The organism is Pseudomonas sp. SORGH_AS_0199 (genome assembly GCF_031453735.1).
Classification (GTDB): Bacteria; Pseudomonadota; Gammaproteobacteria; order Pseudomonadales; family Pseudomonadaceae; genus Chryseomonas; species Chryseomonas aestiva.
The window spans coordinates 2,383,074-2,402,098 of sequence record NZ_JAVJAE010000001.1 but is presented as its reverse complement, the minus strand read 5'-3'; the positions used below and the strand labels follow the sequence as shown (position 1 = coordinate 2,402,098).

The window sequence follows — 19,025 nt, the reverse complement described above, 5'->3', positions numbered from 1 at the left end:
GTCGAAGGCCAACATTGCCGCACGTGGACTGATGTTGGGCTTCGCTTCGCTCAGCCCAACCTGCGTGGTCCAGCTTTTGAGACAATCTATCGGTAGCGGGCAGAGATCAAAATAAAAGATTATACAAAACAACAACTTACAAAGCTGGCACGGTTCTGGCTCTTGCATTCGGGCGATTCCTGCATCGCTCTTATAACAACAAGAACCGCTTCGCCCCAGGCGAAGCTCTAGGAGAAGCCATGAGTGTCCTGATTGCACTCGCCGCCCTGGCGCTGCTGATGTTCGCCGCCTACCGGGGTTTCAGTGTCATCCTCTTCGCCCCCCTCGCCGCCCTCGGCGCCGTGCTGCTTACCGATCCGTCCGCCGTGGCGCCCGCCTTCACCGGGGTGTTCATGGACAAGATGGTGGGCTTCCTCAAACTCTATTTCCCGGTGTTCATGCTGGGCGCCCTGTTCGGCAAGCTGATCGAGCTGTCGGGCTTTTCCCGCGCGATCGTCGCCGCGGCCATCCACCTGCTCGGTCGCGAACGAGCCATCCCGGTGATCGTCGCGGTCTGCGCCCTGCTCACCTATGGCGGCGTCTCGCTGTTCGTGGTGGTCTTCGCGGTCTATCCCTTCGCCGCCGAGATGTTTCGCCAGAGCGACATCCCCAAGCGGCTGATCCCGGCGACCATCGCCCTGGGCGCCTTCTCCTTCACCATGGATGCCCTGCCCGGCACGCCGCAGATCCAGAACATCATCCCCACCAGCTTCTTCCAGACCACCGCCTGGGCCGCGCCCTGGCTGGGCCTGGCCGGTTCGCTGTTCGTCATCGCCGTTGGCCTGACCTACCTCGGCAGCGCCCGCCGCAAGGCCCGCAACAGCGGCGAGGGCTATGCCAGCGTGCCGCTGCGCAACGAACCCGAGACCGCCGCCGACCTGCCGCTGCCCAACCCCTGGCTGGCCCTGGCGCCGCTGGTGCTGGTAGGCGTGCTCAACCTGCTGCTGACCCGCTGGATTCCCGACTGGTATGGCGCCACCCATAACCTGGCCTTGCCCGGCATGGCCAAGCCGGTGACCCAGGAGGTGGCCAAGCTGACCGGTATCTGGGCGGTGGAAGGCGCGCTGCTGGCGGGCATCCTGCTGGTGCTGGCGACCGGCTTCGGCGCCATCCGCGGGCGCCTGGCGGAAGGCAGCAAGACCGCCGTCTCCGGCGCCCTGCTGGCCGGGATGAACACGGCGTCGGAATACGGCTTCGGCGCGGTGATCGCCGCCCTGCCCGGCTTCGTGCTGTTCGCCCAGGGCCTCAAGGCCATCCCCGATCCGCTGATCAACGAGGCGGTGAGCGTGACCCTGCTGGCCGGCATCACCGGTTCCGCCTCGGGCGGCATGAGCATCGCCCTGGCGGCCATGAGCGACACCTTCATCGCCGCCGCCAATGGCGCGGGCATTCCCCTGGAAGTCCTGCACCGGGTGGCGGCCATGGCCAGTGGCGGCATGGACACCCTGCCGCACAACGGCGCGGTGATCACCCTGCTGGCGGTGACCGGCCTGACCCACCGCGAAGCCTATGGCGGCGTGTTCAAGATCACCCTGATCAAGACCGTGGCGGTGTTCTTCGTCATCGCCCTCTACTACCTGACCGGCCTCGTCTAAGGAGACCACCATGGACCTCACCGGCAAGACCGCCCTGGTCACCGGCTCCACCAGCGGCATCGGCCTGGGCATCGCCCAGCGCCTGGCCGCCGCTGGCGCCACCCTCATCCTCAACGGCTTCGGCGATCCCGCTGCGGCCCAGGCCAGCCTCGCCGGTCGCTCGGGTTTCCACGGGGCCGACCTGTCCAGGCCGGAGGAGATCGAAGACCTCTTCGCCTACGCCAAACGCGACTTCGGCGGCGTGGACATCCTGGTCAACAACGCCGGCATCCAGCACGTCGCGCCGGTGGAGGACTTTCCGGTGGAGCGCTGGGACGCGGTGATCGCCCTCAATCTCTCGGCGGTGTTCCACACCACCCGTCTGGCGCTGCCGGGCATGCGCGAAGGCAACTGGGGCCGCATCGTCAACATCTCCTCGGTGCATGGCCTGGTGGCCTCCACCGGCAAGGCCGCCTATGTCGCCGCCAAGCATGGCGTGGTGGGTCTGACCAAGGTCACCGCCCTGGAAACCGCCCGCACCGGCATCACCTGCAACGCACTGTGCCCAGGTTTCGTGCTCACCCCGCTGATCCAGCAGCAACTGGACAGCCGTGGCAGCGATCCGGATCAGGCACGTCGCGACCTGCTCAGCGAAAAGCAGCCGTCGCAGGATTTCGTCACCACCGACCAGCTGGGCGAGCTGGCGCTGTTCCTGTGCAGCGACGCCGCCGCCCAGGTGCGCGGCGCCGCCTGGACCATGGACGGCGGCTGGACCGCTCAATAACGACAAGAGGATCTCCGTCATGAACAAGCTCTATCCCAACGCCGCGGCCGCCCTCGACGGGCTGGTCGGCGACGGCATCACCCTGGCCGTGGGCGGCTTCGGCCTCTGCGGCATTCCCGAGGCGCTGATCGCCGCCCTGCGCGACACCGGCGCCCGCGAACTGACCGCCATCAGCAACAACGCCGGGGTGGACGGCTTCGGCCTCGGCCAGCTGCTGGAGACCCGGCAGATCCGCAAGATGATTTCCTCCTACGTGGGCGAGAACAAGGAATTCGAGCGTCAGTATCTGGCCGGCGAACTGGAGCTGGAATTCACCCCCCAGGGCACCCTGGCCGAGAAGCTGCGCGCCGGTGGCGCGGGCATCCCGGCGTTCTACACCCGCACCGGCTACGGCACCCTGGTGGCCGAGGGCAAGGAGGTGCGCGACTTCAATGGCCAGCCGCATATCATGGAACTGGCGCTGACCGCCGACGTGGCCCTGGTCAAGGCGCAACGCGCCGACAAGGCCGGCAACCTGGTATTCAACAAGACCGCGCGCAACTTCAATCCGCTGTGCGCCATGGCCGGTCGCGTCTGCGTCGCCGAGGTGGAAGAGCTGGTGGAAGTCGGCGAGCTGGACCCCGACCAGATCCACCTGCCCGGCATCTTCGTGCAGCGCCTGGTGGTCAACGCCAATCCCGAGAAACGCATCGAGAAACGCACCCTGAGCGAGGAGAAGTAAGATGGCCTGGACCCGCGAACAGATGGCGCAACGCGCCGCCCGGGAGCTGCAGGACGGCTTCTACGTCAACCTCGGCATCGGCTTGCCGACCCTCGTCGCCAACTACATCCCCGCCGGCATGGACGTCTGGCTGCAGTCGGAGAACGGCCTGCTCGGCATCGGCCCCTTCCCCACCGCCGAGACGGTCGACCCGGACCTGATCAACGCCGGCAAGCAGACCGTCACCGCCCTGCCCGGCAGCAGCTATTTCGACAGCGCCGCCAGCTTCGGCATGATCCGCGGCGGCCACGTCAACCTGGCCATCCTCGGCGCCATGCAGGTGTCGGCCCAGGGCGACCTGGCCAACTGGATGATCCCCGGCAAGATGGTCAAGGGCATGGGCGGCGCCATGGACCTGGTGGCTGGGGTGCAGCGCGTGGTGGTGCTGATGGAACATACCGCCAAGGGCGCCCACAAGATCCTGCCGGCCTGCGACCTGCCGCTGACCGGGGTCGGCGTGGTCGACCTGATCATCACCGATCTGGCCGTGCTGGAGGTGACCGAGGGCGGTCTCCGGCTGGTGGAGCTGGCCGAAGGCGTCAGCCTCGATGAACTGCGCGCCGCCACCGGTGCCCCCATCCAGGCCTGAGGAGATCCCAGCCATGCAAGACGTCGTCATCGTCGCTGCCACCCGCACCGCGGTCGGCAGTTTCCAGGGCTCCCTGGCCAATGTGCCCGCCGTGGAGCTCGGCGCCACCGTCATCCGCGCCCTGCTGGAGCAGACCGGCGTGGCCCCGGCGCAGGTGGATGAAGTCATCCTCGGCCAGGTGCTCACCGCCGGCGCCGGCCAGAATCCGGCGCGCCAGGCAGCGGTCACGGCCGGCCTGCCCCACGAGGTGCCGGCCCTGACCCTGAACAAGGTCTGCGGCTCCGGCCTCAAGGCGGTGCAGCTGGCCGTCCAGGCGATCCGCTGCGGCGACGCCGAGATCGTCATCGCCGGCGGCATGGAGAACATGAGCCTGGCGCCCTATGTGCTGCCCAAGGTGCGCACCGGCCTGCGGCTGGGCCATGCCGAGCTGGTCGACTCCATGCTCAGCGATGGGCTGTGGGATGCCTTCAACGACTACCACATGGGCCAGACCGCGGAGAACCTGGTGCAGAAGTACCAGCTCAGCCGCGAGGCCCAGGACGCCTTTGCCGCGCGTTCCCAGCAGCGCGCCGCGGCAGCGGTGGAATCCGGCCGCTTCCGCGAGGAGATCACCCCGGTGGCCATTCCCCAGCGCAAGGGCGAGCCGCTGCTGTTCGACACCGACGAGGGCATCCGCGCCGACACCACCGCCGAGGGACTGGCGCGCCTGCGTCCAGCCTTCGCCAAGGACGGCAACGTCACCGCCGGCAACGCCTCCAGCCTCAACGACGGCGCCGCCGCGGTGCTGGTGATGAGCGCGGCCAGGGCGGCCGCCCTGGGCCTGACACCGCTGGCGCATGTCGCCGCCTACGCCAGCGCCGGGGTGGACCCGGCGATCATGGGCATCGGCCCGGTCTCGGCCACCCGCAAGACCCTGGAAAAAGCCGGCTGGCAATTGGCCGACCTGGACCTGATCGAGGCCAACGAAGCCTTCGCCGCCCAGGCCCTGGCCGTGGGTCAGGAGCTGGGCTGGGATGACGAGAAGGTCAACGTCAACGGCGGCGCCATCGCCCTGGGCCATCCCATCGGCGCCTCGGGTTGCCGGGTGCTGGTGACCCTGCTCCACGAATTGCGCCGCCGTGACGGGCGTCGGGGGCTCGCGACCCTGTGCATCGGCGGTGGCCAGGGTGTGGCCCTGGCGGTGGAGCGGCGTTAAAGCCTATCGCGGCCATGGGCCGCTCCTACAGGTCCGGAGACCACCGTAGGAGCGGCCCATGGCCGCGATCAATGCATCACCGTCCCGCACTACATTCCCACAAAAACAACAACAAAAGGATCCACCATGAGCTCAACCCCTTCCCGCGATTCGCGCAGCGCGCGGTTCGCCCTGGCCTGTTCCAATTGGGCCGAGCGCTGGTTTCCCGATTCCTGGGTGTTCGCCGTGCTCGCCGTGGCCGTGGTGGCCCTGGCCGCCCTCGGCATGGGCGCCCCCGCGGCCAAGACCGCCAAGGCCTTTGGCGACGGTTTCTGGAGTCTGATTCCCTTCACCATGCAGATGGCCTTCGTGGTCATCGGCGGCTATGTGGTGGCCAGTTCCGGTCCGGCCGCGCGCCTGATCGAGCGCCTGGCGCGGGTGCCCCGGACCGGCCGCGGCGCGGTGTGCTGGGTCGCCCTGGTGGCCATGCTCGCCTCCCTGCTCAACTGGGGCCTGAGCCTGGTGTTCGGCGGCCTGCTGGTGCGTGCCCTGGCCCGCCGCGAAGAACTCAAGATGGACTATCGCGCCGCTGGCGCCGCGGCCTACCTGGGCCTGGGCGCGGTCTGGGCGCTGGGCCTGTCGTCGTCGGCGGCCCAGCTGCAGGCCAATCCGGCCAGTCTGCCGCCATCGATCCTGGCCATCACCGGGGTGATCCCCTTCAGCCAGACACTGTTCCTCTGGCAATCCGGCGCCCTGCTGCTGGTGTTGCTGGTGGTCTCGGCGGTGATCGCCTATGTCACCGCGCCAGGACCGGACAGCGCGCGCGATGCCCGCGCCTGCGGTGTCGAAGTCACCCCGGCGCCCAAGGCCGCAGACAAGCCAACCCGTCCGGGCGAATGGCTCGAATACAGTCCGATCCTGATCGTGCTGCTGGTCTTGCTGGCCGCCGGCTGGCTGGTACAGGAATTCGCCAGCAAGCCGGCCATCGAGGCCATCTCCGGGCTGAACACCTACAACCTGCTGTTCATCAGCGTGGGGGCCTTGCTGCACTGGCGGCCGCGGCACTTCCTCGACGCCGTGGCCCGCGCCGTGCCGGCCACCACCGGGGTGCTGATCCAGTTTCCGCTGTACGGCTCCATCGCCGCGATCCTGACCAAGGTCAACGGCGCCGATGGCCAGACCCTGGCGCACCATATCGCGGCATTCTTCACCCAGATCGCTACCCACGACACCTACGCCCTATTGATGGGCGTCTACTCGGCGCTGCTGGGGTTCTTCATCCCCTCGGGCGGAGGCAAGTGGATCATCGAGGCGCCCTATGTGATGCAGGTGGCCAACGACCTGCAATATCACCTGGGTTGGGCCGTGCAGATCTACAACGCCGCCGAGGCACTGCCGAATCTGATCAATCCCTTCTACATGCTGCCGCTACTGGGCGTGCTGGGGCTGAAGGCGCGCGACCTGGTCGGCTTTTCCTTCGTGCAGCTGCTGGTCCATGCACCCTTGGTGCTGGTGCTGCTGTGGCTGTTGGGGGGAACGTTGGCATATCTGCCGCCGGTACACCCGTAGCTCGGGTGGGGCGCAGAAAGTAAGGCGGGAGGGGTAAAGCGGGAGCCGGCTGAATCTCAGCCGGCGATGGCCAGACGGGTACTGTCGATGATGGCCTGCAGGCGGCTCGGGGTGCTGTATTCGTCGCGGTAGATCCGGCGGGTGTGCTTGGCCACGCCATGCTCGTTGACGACGATGAAGGAAAAACCTCGCTTGCTGGGGGCGTCGATGACGCAGCTCATCGGCGCGAAAGCGGCGCTGAGGGCATGCATGGCGTTCTGGGCTTGGGCTTGTATGTTCATGACTTCAGTTGTAAACCTCACGTGTGACGCTGCTATGACAAAGGTCTTGACCGATAGTGCCTAGACTTTCCAGTTATTGTTAGCAATAGGCGTGCCGGAATGTAACAAGGCCTTTTTCGACACGCCCTGCCCTCACTTGCCGGCAGCCTGCTGGCGACGCTTGGCTCGCCGCGACAGCATGTTCAGGCCCTCGATCAGCGCCGAGAAGGCCATGGCCGCGTAGATGTAGCCCTTGGGCACATGGGCGCCGAAACCCTCGGCGATCAGGGTCATGCCGATCATGATCAGGAACCCCAACGCCAGCATCACGACGGTCGGGTTGCGGTCGATGAACTTGGCCAGGGGATCGGCCGCCAGCAACATGACGGTCACCGCCACCACCACCGCGATCACCATCACCGGCAGGTGCTCGGTCATGCCGACGGCGGTGATGATGCTGTCCACCGAGAACACCAGGTCCAGCAAGAGGATCTGCACGATGGCCGAGCCGAAGGCCAGGGTCGCCGTCTCGCCGCCCTTGGTCAGGGCGCTGTCGGGCTCGGGATCGACGTTGTGGTGGATCTCCTTGGTCGCCTTCCACAGCAGGAACAGGCCACCGGCGATGAGGATCAGGTCCTTCCAGGAAAAGCTCTTGCCGAACACCTCGATGATGGGTTCGGTAAGCTGGACGATCCAGGCCACGGTGCCGAGCAGACCCAGGCGCAGGATCAGCGCCAGGCTGATGCCGATGCGACGGCCCTTCTGCTGCTGGTGAGCGGGCAGCTTGTTGGTCAGGATGGAGATGAAGATGAGGTTGTCGATGCCCAGCACCACCTCCATCACGATCAGGGTGGCCAGGGCAGCCCAGACGGTCGGGTCGGCGGCGAGTTGTAGCAGATAGTCCATTGCGGCACGGTTCCAGTGGGAAGAGAAAGGCCTGACAGGGTCAGGCCGCAGGTCTCACCATCAGAGCCTCGCGCCTGTGAAATGCTCGTGAAGGCCTCTGCCGCAATTGTTTCAAACTGTCGCAGCGGTACGCCGCTGGACGAAGCGCGCCACGTAGTCGTCGGCCGGCTGGCCGAGGATGTCCGCGGGGGTACCCACCTGCACCAGTCGACCGTCGCGCAGGATGGCGATGCGATTACCCAGGCGCAGTGCCTCGTCCAGGTCATGGGTGATGAAGACGATGGTCTTGTGCAGGCGCTGTTGCAGCTCCAGCAGTTGCTCCTGCATCTCGGCGCGGATCAACGGATCGAGGGCGGAAAAGGCCTCGTCCATCAGGATGATCTCGGTATCCGCCGCCAGGGCACGGGCCAGGCCGACCCGCTGGCGCATGCCACCGGAGAGCTGGTGCGGCCACTTGCGCTCGTAGCCGGCCAGGCCCACCACCTCGAGCCAGTGCAGCGCCCGTTCGCGACAGACCGCCTTGGGCTCGCCCCGCACCTTGAGGCCGTAGGCGACGTTGTCCAGCACCCGCCGATGGGGCAGCAGGCCAAAGCTCTGGAACACCATGCTGATGCGCTGGCGGCGCAATTCGCGCAGCGCCGGCAGCGGCAGCTGGAGGATGTCCTGGCCATCGATGAGGATGCGCCCGCTGCTCGGATCGATCAGCCGATTGAAGTGGCGCACCAGGGTCGACTTGCCGGAACCGGAGAGGCCCATGATGACGAAGATCTCGCCTTCGGCGATTTCCAGGGACAGATCGTCCACCCCCACCACGCAACCCGTGCGGGCGAGGATGTCGGCCTTGTCGTGCCCCTCGCGGAGCAGGGCCAGGGCAGCCTGCTCGCGTTTGCCGAAGATCTTGGAGACCCGCTCGACGACGATCTTCATCGCTCCACCTCGTGGCGCTGGCGGCCATAGGCCTGGGTGATGCGGTCGATGACCACGGCGAGAATGACGATGGCCAGTCCCGCCTGCAGGCCCTTGCCCACGTCCAGAGTCTGGATGCCCACCAGCACCTCTTCACCAAGACCCCGGGCGCCGATCATGGAGGCGATCACCACCATGGACAGCGCCATCATGGTGGTCTGGTTGATGCCGGCCATGATGCTTGGCAGCGCCAGCGGCAGCTGCACGCCGAACAGCTGCTGCCAGCGACTGGCGCCAAAGGCGTTGACAGCCTCCATGACCTCGCGATCGACCTGGCGGATGCCCAGGTCGGTGAGGCGGATCAGCGGCGGCGCGGCATAGATCACCGTGGCGAAGATCGCCGGCACCTTGCCCAGGCCGAACAGCATCAGCACCGGGATCAGGTACACGAAGCTGGGCATGGTCTGCATGATGTCCAGTAGTGGCATAAGCACCAGACGCAGACGGGCGCTACGAGCGCAGAGAATGCCCAGGGGGATGCCGATGATCACCGCGATGGCGGTGGCCACCAGCACCAAGGCCAGGGTCTGCATCAGCTTGTCCCACAGCCCCAGGGCGCCGACCAGGAACAGCAGTCCGGTGATCAGCAGGGTCGGCAACACTCGCCGGGTGGCATGGGCGGCCAGGGCCGCGACGATCAGCAGCAGCGCCCACCAGGGGGTGCCGCGCAGCAGGCCTTCAAGCCAGACGATGGCCTGCAGCAGGGTGTCGGAGATGGTCCGGAAGACGTCGCCGTAGCGGGTCACCAGCCAGTCGACACCGCGATTGACGGCGTCGGCGAAGGAAAAGGTCAGGCCTTCGGGAAACATCCTAGAGCGCCGCCTGGATCTTGCTGCGCGCCGCGGCGTCGGTCACCCAGGCCTGCCACAGTTCGGGATGGGCCTTGAGTAGCGCCTTGGCCGCGGCGGGGGCGTCCTGCTTGGCTTCGGCCTGCTCGGCCAGGGTGCGGTTGAGCAGTTCGATGGGTACGTTGACTCGACTCAGCACGGCCACCAGCTCGGGGGCGCCGTCGTGGAAAGGCTTGGAGAGGCCGGCCTGCACCTGGATGCGCTTGGCTTCGCCGTCACGGGGCTTGAGCTGCACCATGTCGACTCGGCCCAGCAGCGGCGTCGGCGACCAGTAGTAGGTCAGGATCGGCTGCTTGCGCCGGGTGGCCGAGACGATGGCCGCATCCAGCGCCGGTCCAGTACCCGGGCGAAAGTTGGTGTATTTGTCGCTCAGGCCGTAGCTCTGCAGCATCTGGGTGTTTTCCAGTTCGCAGGTCCAGCCGGCCGGGCAATTGTAGAAGCGGCCCTTGCCCGGTTCTTCCGGATCACGGAACAGCTCGGCGTACTGACCCAGGTCGGCGATGCTCTTCAGGTTGGGGGCCTTGGCGCCCTCGCCTTCCACCAGATAGCGTGGCACGTACCAGCCTTCGGTGGCACCTTCTATAGGAGCGCCCACGCCGACCACCTTGCCAGCGGCGGCGGCCTTGTTCCAGGCCTCGCTGCGGCCTATCCACTCCTCGGCGAACACCTGGATGTCGTTGTTGCCCAGGGCCTGCTCCAGGGTGATGGAGTTGCCGGGGATGCTGTCCACCTTGCAGTCATAGCCGTGCTGCAGGACGAAGCCCATCAATTCGGAGAGCAGCATGCCGCTCTCCCAGTTCACCCCGGCGAACTTCACCGGCTTGCTGGCGCACCAGCTGTCGGCCTGGGCGGTGCCGGCGGCGAGCAGGCCAAGGGAGAGGCCGGCGGCCAGGAGGGAACGGCGGGGAAAGGCTGTGGGCATGGGTGACTCCGTCTGCACTGGGAGGGCCAGGGCGGCAGAGCCGTTCCGCTGGCGATCCTACCTTGGTCAGCGCCGCGGGCTCAGGGTTCAGCCAGAGCCCCTGGGGCCGCCCCTGTGAGGCTCGCGGGCGCTGAACACAGCGTCGTGTTCTGGTCGATCAAGCGGCGCCACCCAGACCCGTCGACCTCTCCCTCGCCGCAATGACACTCGCGCGGACGACCGCTGCGCTCGAACTTTGCACGCGCTCGCCTCTTCTACCGGAGGTCACCCTCGCGGAGCCGATCATGCGTATCCATCACCTCAACTGCGGCTGCATGTGCCCCCTGGGCGGGGCACTGTACGACGGTTTCAGCCATGGCCTTGCCGCCCACCTCGCCTGTCATTGCCTGCTGGTGGAAACCGACCGGGACGGCCTGGTGCTGGTGGATACCGGCTTTGGCGAAGCCGATCTCAGGGAACGCGGCCGGCGGCTGAGTCCGTTCTTCCGGCTGATGAATCGCATCCAGTACGATCCCGAACTCAGCGCCCTGGCGCAGCTCCGCCGCCTGGGTTTTCGTCCGGGCGACGTCCGCCATATCGTGCTGACCCATCTGGATTTCGACCACGCCGGCGGCCTGGACGATTTTCCCCAGGCCCAGGTCCATGTCCTGCAGCGCGAGTGGGATGCGCAGCGGCAGCGCCATGGCTTCATCGGTCGACGCCGCTACCGTCCGGCACAGTGGCAAGGCATTCGCCACTGGCATTTCCATGAACCCCAGGGCGAGTGGTGGAATGGCTTCGCCAGCGTGCGTGACCTGCCTGGGCTGCCGCCGGAGATTCTGATGATCCCGCTGCCCGGCCATACCCCGGGTCATGCCGGTATTGCCATCCAGCACGACGGAGGCTGGTTGCTGCACGCCGGCGACGCCTATTTCTATCGCGACGAGATGCGCCAGCCCGAACGTCACTGCACACCGGGCCTGAGGTTCTACCAGCGCCTGATGGAAGCCGACCGCGCCAGCCGCCTGGACAACCAGGCGCGCCTGCGCGAACTTTCCCTGCGCCAGGACCTGGGGCTGACGCTGTTCTGCAGCCATGATCTAGTGGAGTTAAAGCGGTTGCAGGAGGGTGAGCGGGCGTAGGCTGCGCTGAGCACGGCGAAGCTCAACAGGACCTAGGCCGAGCTCCTCGATGTTGGGCTTCGACGATAAAGCTGTCTCAACCCAACCTACGCCAGGGTCGGGACCCGTAGCGCAGCGAAGCCCAACAGGGCCAAGCCCCCGTGTTGGGCTTCGACGGTAAAGCCGTCTCAACCCAACCTAGGCAATCACTGGGTAACCCTGCTCCACCGCCTCCCGGCGCCAATCCAGCAGGGGTAGATAAGTCGCCTCTTCCACGGCCGTGACACCGTCGAGGGCAAGGATGTCGGCCAACGCAGGATCGGCGGCCAGGCTGTCGTTCAGGGCCGTGCGTAAGGCCTGCACTTCCGCGTCCGAACGACTGGCGGCGGTGATGAAGGGCAGTGCCGGGCTGGTACGCGTGCGTTGCAGCAGGCGCAGACCGGCGACCCGCGCGGGCTGGGCGCGTTGCAGATAGCCATAGGTCACGGCATCCACCGCGGCCACATCGGCGTGCCCCTGCTGCAATAGCGCCAGGCTGTTGGCGTGGCTTTCGCTGACGATCATCTCGCCGAAGAAGCGGGCACGCTCGGCCAGGGGCGCCACGGCGTGGCGCAGCAGATTCATGCCGGTATTGGAATCCAGGCCGTTGAGGGCGACACGCTTGCCGCGCAGATCGGCCAGGCTGGTCGCCTCCAGCGTCTCGGGCACCAGGATGAAGGCGCAGTGCTCGGCCGCCTGGCAACCCTCGAAGCGATAACGCGGCGCCGCGACCAGGCGCACCTGGCCGCGCAGGCGGGTCGCCCAGGGATAGCCGCAGGTCTGGGCCAGCAGCAGCGCGGGATGCGTCCAGAGCGCCGGCAGCTCCTCGGGCGCAGGGTCGAGCGTCTCGCCCAGGCGCAGCGCCACGGCCTCGGCCAGCTGGCGATAGGCGTCGCGCACCTCGGCAGGCTCGACGTACATGGTGAGGGCGGCGACGGTCATGGGCGGCTCCAGCACGGGAAACCGCCATTATCCCCTAATCAAGGCGCCTAGAGCGCCGCCTTTACCCGCTCGGCGTTTTCCGCCGGCAGCCAGGACGTCCAGACCTCCGGATGCTCCTTGAGGAAACGCTTGGCCACGACCTGGGCGTCTTCGCGTTTCTCGGCCATGCCGGCGAGGATGCCGTTGAACTGGTCGAGGGGGAATTCGACCTTCTCGAACAGCGCCACCAGGGCCGGCGCCTTGTCGTGCAGGTCGCGGGAGACGCCGATGGTGATCTTGGCCGGCAGGGAGCGTGACGGCAGCGGATCGGGATTCTTCGGATCCGACAGGGTATCCCAGGCCTTCTGGCTGAACGGCGGTTCTTCCAGCTGGACCAGCTTGTAGCGGCCCATCAGCGGGGTCGGCGACCAATAGTAGAAGAGCACCGGCTCGCCACGACGCATGGCGGTAGCGATGGCCGCATCCAGTGCGGGGCCGGTACCGGTGCGGAAGTTGGTGTAGCTGTCGGTCAGCTTGTAGGCCTTGAGCTTCTGGCTGTTGACGATCTCGCAGGTCCAGCCGGTCGGGCAGTTGAGGAAGCGACCCTTGCCGGGCTCTTCCGGATCGCGGAACAACTCCTTGTAGCGCGGCAGATCGGCGACGCTCTTCAGGTCCGGCGCCTTGGCCTGGATGCCCCGCGCGGGATCACCCTTGACCAGGTATTCCGGTACCCACCAGCCCTCGGTAGCGCCCTTGACCGTCTCGCCGACGGCAAAGACCTTGCCGGCCTTTTCCGCCGCGCGCCAGGCCGGACTGCGCCCGGCCCACTGCTCGCCCGTGACCTGGATGTCGTTTTGCGCCAGGGCGTTTTCCAGGGTCACGGTATTGCCCGGCACGCTGTCGGTCTGGCAGCCATAGCCCTTCTCCACCAGCAGGCGCAGCACCTCGGTGGTGAACATGCCGCTCTCCCAGTTGGGGCCGGCGAATTTCACCGTCTGCGGATAGGGACAGCCGCCGTCGGCGGCAAAGACCAGCGGGGTGATGGCAAGGCTGGCAAGGGTCAGGGCGAGACGCAGGCGCATGGGCTAACTCTCCGACGAGGACGTGGGCCTTTCGACCCCCGGCACTGCCATTCGTCCCCGCGGGCCAGGGCTATTTCACAGCGGACCGCCCTCGGCGGTCTTGCGCAGGCCGGCGATCACCGTCTCGCCGGTTTCCCGGGCCAGCTCGGCGTACCAGGCCTGAGTAGCCAGAGGATCGTAGCCGTGGGTGATCTCGCAGCGCTTGCGCGCCCGCTCGACGATGCCGGCGACCCGTTCCAGCCGGGCCTGCTCGTAGGCCTGCAGGGCCGCGCGCGGATCGGTCTCGGCGTCCAGGCAGCGCGCCAGCACCCAGGCATCCTCCATGGCCTGGCAACCGCCCTGCCCCAGGTCCGGGGCCATGGCATGGGCGGAATCGCCCAGGAGCGCCACCCGTCCCTGCACCAGGGTCGGCAATGGCCGGGTATCGTGGATCTCCACGCGGGCCACACCCTGGGGATCCAGTCGTTCGATGAGGCGCTGCACCGGCGGCGCCCAGCCGGCGAAGTGCTCGGCCAGCTCCGCGCGGTAACGGCCGCGGTCGTTGGGTGTGCCCTTGGGCAGGGGTACGTCGAAAAAGAAATAGAATTCGCCGCCGCCCATGGGCATCAGGGAAACCCGCTGGTGCGCCCCGACGAATTGCGCCCAGTCGTGGGCCTCGGCCAGCTCCGGCGCGATCCTCACCCGCCCGTTCCAGTTCACGTAGCCGCAATACTCACGGGTGATGGCCTGGCCCACCACCCGCTCCCGCAGGCGCGAGTGGGTGCCATCGGCGGCGATCAGCAGATCGGCCCGTTCGCGCCGACCGTCGCCAAGGAGCACGGTCACCCCGGTCGCATCCTGCTCGAAGCCGTCGCAACCGACACCCAGGGTCACCCGCTCGGCGCCCACGGCTTCCAGCAGCAGTCGCTGCAGGTGGGCACGGGCGATGGGACGTGCTGGCCGGCCCACGGCCGTATAAAGAGGCAGCAGGCTGAACTGGGTAAGCAACCGTCCCTCGTGGTCCCGGTAGCTCATGGTCTGCATGTCACCGCTGACCGCGGCGATAGCGGACCCGAGCCCCAGGTGTTCGAGTACCTTGACGCCGTTGGGCCAGATGGAAATGGCCGCACCGATGGGGGCGAGATCCTGCGCGCGCTCGAACAGGCGGACCCGGTGCCCGGCCTGCTGCAACGCCAGGGCGGCGGTTAGACCGCCCATGCCGGCGCCGGCGATGATGATGTCGAGAGATGGCATGACAGGCCTCGTTTGGCGGTAACAGATACCCTGAACAAGCAATTTCCTGTCCAAGTGGTCAAGTATTGCCTTCCGGGCGCTGGCCGGACAGCAGAGGCCAGGAAACGCACCAGCCTGGTGCTCTGTGCACCATTGGTCGCTTCGTCTGCAGGCAAGCTGCCCTTCGTCGGCTCGCATGACGCATTCCAGACCTCTTCTATACTCCTAAGGTAGTCGCCAGTCGCGTTGTACCCAGCGTTCGCCATCCATAGAGGCCCGCTTGCGGCGACCACAGCGGGTTTGAGGAGCAGGATCATGATCAATCATGTCTGGGGCCTGCTGGCCCATCCCGATCGCGAGTGGCAACAGATCCGTCGCGAAGGGGAAACGGTCGGACACTTCTTCGCCCATCATGTCGCCTTCCTGGCGGCCATTCCCGTCGTCGCTTCCCTGGTAGGGACCACCACCTTCGGCTGGCGCTTCGGCGGCGGTGAAGCCCATGTGCTGGACATACCCACGGCGGTGGTACTGGCGGTCATCAGCTATGCGCTGATCATGGCGGCCGTCGTGGCCATGGGACATGTGATCCACTGGCTGGCGCGGCGCTATCCGGATCGACCCAGTGCCAACCGCTGCATCCTCTTCGCCGGCTACGTGGCCACGCCCATGCTGCTGAGCGGTCTGGTGGGCTTCTATCCGCTGGTGTGGCTGTGCGCCATCGCCGGGATCGTCGGCCTGGCCTATTCGGCCTACCTGCTCTATACGGGCATCCCCTCCTTCCTCAATATCGACCAGCGGGAAGGCTTCATCATGTCCGGTTCCACCCTGGCCATCGGGGTGCTGGTGCTGGAGGTGCTGATGGCTACCACGGTTCTGATGTGGGGCTATGGTCCCAAGCTGTTCGGCTGATCGAACGTCACACTGCCGTTAGCAAAAAGCCCGGATGCGTTACCGCTCCGGGCTTTTTGTTGGCGAACGGCTAGTGACGGGAAAAGCCGTAGAGATCCATGGCCAGGATGCGATGGGCGATGCCGTCGTGATGGACGCTGAAGGTGCCCTCGGGGTCGGCCGCGCCCAGGGCGACGAACAGCGGCAACAGGTGCTCGTCGGTGGGATGGGCCTGGCGGGCCTGCGGCGCCTGACGTCGGTAATCGAGCAAGGCGTCCAGGTCCCGCTCGCGCAGGCGGGTCTGCATCCATTGCTGGAAGTCCCGCACATAGCTGGGGGAGTCGGCGCCGCCACGGCGGAAATCACCGAGGTTGTGGGTCAGGCTGCCCGAGCCGATCAGCAGGGTGTCCGCCGGTAGCACCCTGGCCAGCGCCTGGCCCAGGGCATAGTGGTAGTCCGGTCCGCGGGCAGCGCTCATCGACAGCGGCACCACGGGGATCCGAGCGTCGGGATAGAGATAGCGCAGCGGCACCCAGGCGCCATGATCCAGCCCCTGCTCGCCGGTTTCGGCCTCCCAGCCCTGGTCACGTAGCCCCCGCGCCAGCTGCTCGGCCAGGGCCGGAGCGCCAGGCGCGGGATAGTCCAGTTGGTAGAGGGCCTCGGGAAAGCCATAGAAGTCATGGACGGTAGCCGGCCGCTTGGCGCTGCCGAACAGCGGAACCCGGGTATCGAAGTGCGCCGAGACCACAACGATGGCGGCCGGGGTCGGCAGCGACCGTCCCAGGTCGCGCCAGGCCGTTCCCGCCGCGCCGGCGTCGAGCGCCTCCATGGGCGAACCGTGAGAAACGAACAGGGTGGGAAGCGACATGGTGGCGACCTCTGAGCAGGGTTCAGGAACGCTTGCGGGCATCCCAGGAGAGCTGGCCAGCGCCCAGCAGTGCCAGGGCGGCGGCGGTCACGGCGAGAAAGACCGGATATTCCCAGCCGCCATGGGGATTGGAGAAGGACCAGCCGTTGCCGAAATGGACCGTCGCGGCCGCGAACAGTTGGACGGCGGCGACTGCCGCGACCGGACGCACCCAGGCGCCGAGGATCAGGAGTACGCCCGCGCCCAGCTCGAAGAAGGTGACCGGATAGGCCAGCCAGCCGGGAAAGCCCACCGAGGCGAAGAAAGCCGCCGTGCCCGGCAGGGTGAACACCAGCAGCTTGGTCAGGCCGTGGGCCAGGAACATGGCGCCCAGGGCCAGGCGCAGCAACAGTGGGGCATAGGATGCAGTACGGTCGGTCATGCTGATTCTCGAACGGAGGAAGGATGACGCTATTGTCCTGTTTCCAGCACGCGAATAAAGGCGCACCCTGGGAATGAACTGTGCACGCTATGGAAACAATCCTTGGACACTCTGAGAGCCCTGCAGGCCTTCATCAAGATCGTCGAACTGGGCAGCCTGACCGCCGCAGCGGAGCGGCTGGAGCTGTCGCGCTCGGCGCTTACCAAGCACCTGGCGGCCCTGGAGCGCCACTACGGCACTCGGCTGCTGCAACGCACCACCCGCACCCTGAGCCTGACCGAGGCCGGGCGTACGCTGCATGAAGGACTGGTCCCGCTGCTCGGTGATCTGGAGGCCCTCGAGCAGCGCCTGCAGGAAGGCCACGAGCGGCCCCAGGGGCGGCTCAGGGTCAGTGCGCCCCTCACCTTTGGCGTACGTCACCTGGCGCCGCTGGTGAGTAGCTTCCTGCATGAATATCCCGAGGTCGCCATCGATCTGGAGCTGAGCGATCGCCAGGTGCGCCTGGTCGAGGAAGGCTTCGATCTGGCCGTGCGCATCGGCGACCTCAGCGACTCCAGTCTGGTGGCGCAGCCCCTGGGAGCGGTCGAGCTGTTCATCTGTGCCGCACCCGCCTATTTGCAGCGCCATGGTCGCCCCGAGCATCCCACCGCCTTGCGTGAGCATCGTTGCCTGCTCTACAGCTACGCCAGCGATGGCGATCTCTGGGAATTCCAGCGTGAGGGGGAGCGCCTGCAGGTCAAGGTCAGCGGGCCACTGCGCGCCAACAATGGCAACGTCCTCCACCAGGCGGCGCTGGACGGCCACGGCATCATTCGCCAGCCGGATTTCCTGGTGGGCGATGACCTGGCGGCGGGTCGCCTGGAGCGACTGTTCGCCCCCTGGTACACCCAGGCCATCGCCATCCACGCCCTCTATCCCCATCGGCGCCTGGTGCCGGCCAAGGTGCGGCTGTTCATTGCCTGGCTGCAGCGACATCTGGTCACACCCGAGCACCTGAAAAGACTGCCGTAGGTCGCCGCCGAACGGTCGTTGGAGGGGGCTTCGCAGCCTCACGGGGCTTGCCTAGAATCCGTGCCTGTCCCGCCGGCCCTGCCGGTTCCTGCGATGGCTGTCGTCCATGTCGACCGAGAATCCCTGCCTCAGCTGTGGCGCCTGCTGCGCCCATTTTCGCGTGTCTTTCTATTGGGGCGAATGCCAGTCGGCAGGCGGCCTGGTGCCCGACTACCTGACCGTCGCGATCAGCCCGCACCTGGTGGCCATGCAGGGCACCGAGCAGAAGCCGGTACGCTGTGCGGCCCTGCTTGGCGAGGTGGGCTGCGGCACGCGCTGCACCGTCTATGAAAACCGTTCCAGCACCTGCCGCGAGTTCACCGCCGCCTGGGAGCATGGCGAAGCCAATCCGCACTGCGATGCCGCCCGTGCGGCCTATGGCCTGCCGCCCCTGACGCCACCGTTGCAACCGCATATCTCGCCCGACCGCGTAGCCTAGAGGAAACCAAACGGCCATTGCCGCTGCCCAAAAAGGCGACGGTTGGGCTGTGAAGCGTGGAAAATGCAGTGCGGATCAGGTTTTCACGCCCCTGCCAGATCGAATACCCTATCGTTCTTTCGCCCGCTATGCGTATCCTGTAGCGCCGAACAACAAGGCTGCTTCAACCGGCCACGTAGAGGCTCACAAAGGCTCTACGCAAGGCAAAGCTGCCGCTATACTGCCTGGCCAATACTCACACATGGAGTTTTTACATGAATAAAGCTGAGCTGATCGACGCCATTGCCGCGTCTGCCGACCTGCCCAAGGCCACCGCTGCCAAAGCCCTGGACGCCTTCACCACTGCGGTGACCGACGCCCTGAAGCAAGGCGACAGCGTCAGCCTGGTCGGTTTCGGAACTTTCGCAGTAAAAGAGCGCGCTGCTCGCGAAGGCCGCAACCCGCAGACCGGTGCCACCATCAAGATCGCCGCTGCCAAGCTGCCCGGCTTCAAGCCCGGCAAAGGCCTCAAAGACGCCGTCAGCTAAGACTGCGTTGGTCGATTCTTGTCTTCCGGGCGCTTCAGAGCGCTTCGGAAGACAGTCCCCCGCTCCACCAGCCTCTCCCCCGCCTCA

At 66.7% G+C, this 19,025-nt stretch carries 21 protein-coding genes; 11 read left to right on the top strand and 10 right to left on the bottom strand.

Annotated features, from left to right (window positions below):
- Nucleotides 1-239: 239 nt before the first annotated feature.
- The 6 genes from QE444_RS11230 to QE444_RS11205 all read left to right on the top strand — a co-directional run bounded on the left by QE444_RS11230 (nt 240) and on the right by QE444_RS11205 (nt 6,489).
- On the top strand, nt 240-1,634 hold the full coding sequence (locus tag QE444_RS11230) for a GntP family permease (RefSeq protein WP_133859478.1): 1,395 nt from the start codon (nt 240-242) through the stop codon (nt 1,632-1,634).
- Nucleotides 1,635-1,644: 10 nt separating this feature from the next.
- Nucleotides 1,645-2,397 carry a 3-hydroxybutyrate dehydrogenase gene (locus tag QE444_RS11225; protein ID WP_309738533.1) on the top strand — a complete coding sequence of 251 codons (753 nt, stop codon included), beginning with the start codon at nt 1,645-1,647 and terminating at the stop codon, nt 2,395-2,397.
- Nucleotides 2,398-2,416: 19 nt separating this feature from the next.
- A complete protein-coding gene (locus QE444_RS11220) occupies nt 2,417-3,118 on the top strand; it encodes a CoA transferase subunit A (protein ID WP_309738532.1) in 702 nt (233 codons plus the stop codon).
- 1 nt (nt 3,119) lies between these two features.
- Nucleotides 3,120-3,746, top strand: coding sequence for a CoA transferase subunit B (locus QE444_RS11215; protein WP_133859481.1), 627 nt, complete (start codon nt 3,120-3,122; stop codon nt 3,744-3,746).
- A gap of 13 nt (nt 3,747-3,759) precedes the next feature.
- Nucleotides 3,760-4,941, top strand: a complete 1,182-nt coding sequence (locus QE444_RS11210) for an acetyl-CoA C-acetyltransferase (RefSeq protein WP_309738529.1) — start codon at nt 3,760-3,762, stop codon at nt 4,939-4,941.
- A gap of 126 nt (nt 4,942-5,067) precedes the next feature.
- Entirely contained in the window at nt 5,068-6,489 is a 1,422-nt protein-coding gene (locus QE444_RS11205) for a short-chain fatty acid transporter (protein ID WP_187978925.1), read from the top strand.
- 56 nt (nt 6,490-6,545) lie between these two features.
- Here QE444_RS11205 and QE444_RS11200 read toward each other — a convergent pair whose 3' ends face one another.
- The 5 genes from QE444_RS11200 to QE444_RS11180 all read right to left on the bottom strand — a co-directional run bounded on the left by QE444_RS11200 (nt 6,546) and on the right by QE444_RS11180 (nt 10,391).
- Nucleotides 6,546-6,770 (bottom strand): hypothetical protein, encoded by a 225-nt coding sequence (locus QE444_RS11200; protein ID WP_059314350.1) that lies wholly within the window; start codon nt 6,768-6,770, stop codon nt 6,546-6,548.
- Between the two features lie 132 nt (nt 6,771-6,902).
- Nucleotides 6,903-7,655, bottom strand: a complete 753-nt coding sequence (locus QE444_RS11195; RefSeq protein WP_158896822.1) for a TerC family protein — start codon at nt 7,653-7,655, stop codon at nt 6,903-6,905.
- A gap of 111 nt (nt 7,656-7,766) precedes the next feature.
- Entirely contained in the window at nt 7,767-8,582 is an 816-nt protein-coding gene (locus QE444_RS11190; RefSeq protein WP_133859485.1) for a glycine betaine/L-proline ABC transporter ATP-binding protein, read from the bottom strand.
- Nucleotides 8,579-9,430 carry a proline/glycine betaine ABC transporter permease gene (locus tag QE444_RS11185; RefSeq protein ID WP_133859486.1) on the bottom strand — a complete coding sequence of 284 codons (852 nt, stop codon included), beginning with the start codon at nt 9,428-9,430 and terminating at the stop codon, nt 8,579-8,581. The genes QE444_RS11190 and QE444_RS11185 overlap by 4 nt, the downstream gene beginning before the upstream one ends.
- A 1-nt stretch (nt 9,431) precedes the next feature.
- Nucleotides 9,432-10,391 carry an ABC transporter substrate-binding protein gene (locus tag QE444_RS11180; RefSeq protein WP_187978924.1) on the bottom strand — a complete coding sequence of 320 codons (960 nt, stop codon included), beginning with the start codon at nt 10,389-10,391 and terminating at the stop codon, nt 9,432-9,434.
- Between the two features lie 284 nt (nt 10,392-10,675).
- Here QE444_RS11180 and QE444_RS11175 point away from each other — a divergent pair, with 284 nt between their 5' ends.
- Complete coding sequence (locus QE444_RS11175) at nt 10,676-11,512, top strand: MBL fold metallo-hydrolase (protein ID WP_309738525.1); 837 nt, start codon at nt 10,676-10,678, stop codon at nt 11,510-11,512.
- 177 nt (nt 11,513-11,689) lie between these two features.
- Here QE444_RS11175 and QE444_RS11170 read toward each other — a convergent pair whose 3' ends face one another.
- The 3 genes from QE444_RS11170 to hpxO form a co-directional block, all read right to left on the bottom strand.
- The gene (locus tag QE444_RS11170) at nt 11,690-12,472 is read right to left on the bottom strand and encodes a phosphate/phosphite/phosphonate ABC transporter substrate-binding protein (protein WP_280306982.1); all 783 of its coding nucleotides are present in this window, start codon (nt 12,470-12,472) and stop codon (nt 11,690-11,692) included.
- A gap of 47 nt (nt 12,473-12,519) precedes the next feature.
- Entirely contained in the window at nt 12,520-13,533 is a 1,014-nt protein-coding gene (locus QE444_RS11165) for an ABC transporter substrate-binding protein (RefSeq protein ID WP_309738523.1), read from the bottom strand.
- Between the two features lie 75 nt (nt 13,534-13,608).
- Nucleotides 13,609-14,766, bottom strand: a complete 1,158-nt coding sequence (hpxO, locus tag QE444_RS11160; protein ID WP_309738522.1) for an FAD-dependent urate hydroxylase HpxO — start codon at nt 14,764-14,766, stop codon at nt 13,609-13,611.
- Nucleotides 14,767-15,060: 294 nt separating this feature from the next.
- Between hpxO and QE444_RS11155 the strand changes: the two genes are divergently transcribed.
- Nucleotides 15,061-15,654 carry a Yip1 family protein gene (locus tag QE444_RS11155; RefSeq protein WP_187978921.1) on the top strand — a complete coding sequence of 198 codons (594 nt, stop codon included), beginning with the start codon at nt 15,061-15,063 and terminating at the stop codon, nt 15,652-15,654.
- A 70-nt stretch (nt 15,655-15,724) separates the two neighbouring features.
- Here the strand turns inward: QE444_RS11155 and QE444_RS11150 are convergent, their stop codons facing one another.
- Both QE444_RS11150 and QE444_RS11145 read right to left on the bottom strand, forming a co-directional pair.
- Nucleotides 15,725-16,501 (bottom strand): class III extradiol ring-cleavage dioxygenase, encoded by a 777-nt coding sequence (locus tag QE444_RS11150; protein ID WP_273861137.1) that lies wholly within the window; start codon nt 16,499-16,501, stop codon nt 15,725-15,727.
- A 22-nt stretch (nt 16,502-16,523) separates the two neighbouring features.
- Nucleotides 16,524-16,922, bottom strand: a complete 399-nt coding sequence (locus QE444_RS11145; protein ID WP_273861138.1) for a DoxX family protein — start codon at nt 16,920-16,922, stop codon at nt 16,524-16,526.
- 102 nt (nt 16,923-17,024) lie between these two features.
- Between QE444_RS11145 and QE444_RS11140 the strand changes: the two genes are divergently transcribed.
- From QE444_RS11140 to QE444_RS11130, 3 genes are all read left to right on the top strand, one after another.
- Entirely contained in the window at nt 17,025-17,933 is a 909-nt protein-coding gene (locus QE444_RS11140) for a LysR family transcriptional regulator (protein ID WP_309738518.1), read from the top strand.
- Between the two features lie 106 nt (nt 17,934-18,039).
- Entirely contained in the window at nt 18,040-18,411 is a 372-nt protein-coding gene (locus QE444_RS11135) for a YkgJ family cysteine cluster protein (RefSeq protein ID WP_187978917.1), read from the top strand.
- A gap of 254 nt (nt 18,412-18,665) precedes the next feature.
- A complete protein-coding gene (locus QE444_RS11130) occupies nt 18,666-18,938 on the top strand; it encodes an HU family DNA-binding protein (protein WP_007159052.1) in 273 nt (90 codons plus the stop codon).
- Nucleotides 18,939-19,025 lie beyond the last annotated feature (87 nt).